Origin of the sequence: Amycolatopsis sp. SID8362 (assembly GCF_010550475.1) — a bacterium.
GTDB classification, from domain to species: domain Bacteria; phylum Actinomycetota; class Actinomycetes; order Mycobacteriales; family Pseudonocardiaceae; genus Amycolatopsis; species Amycolatopsis eburnea.
Genome location: NZ_JAAGNB010000857.1, coordinates 1 through 249, shown reverse-complemented (window position 1 = coordinate 249; position 249 = coordinate 1). Strand labels below are relative to the sequence as shown.

Below are 249 nucleotides of genomic sequence, written 5' to 3'. Positions count from 1 at the left end.
CCCGCGGCGAGCACGTTCGCCGCCACCACCGCGGCTCCGATCCCGGCTCCGCCCACCACCGGCAGGACCAGGCCCGGACCCGGCGCCGCCAGCGGGATGAGCAGGCCGAACGGGGTCAGGACGAGCAGCACGACAAGCAGGCTCCGCGCACTCCCCCAGCGCCGCGCGAGGCGGACGGCGGCGGCCGCGCCCAGCACCCCGCCGGCTCCCGGTGCCGCCACGAGGACACCCACGGCGCCCGGCGGGATC

Annotated in this window: 1 pseudogene; it reads right to left on the bottom strand. The window is 79.9% G+C overall.

What is annotated here, in order from left to right:
• Positions 1 to 221 (bottom strand): annotated as a pseudogene (locus G3I65_RS26485) (hypothetical protein); the annotation flags it as partial.
• Between the last annotated feature and the right edge of the window lie 28 nt (positions 222 to 249).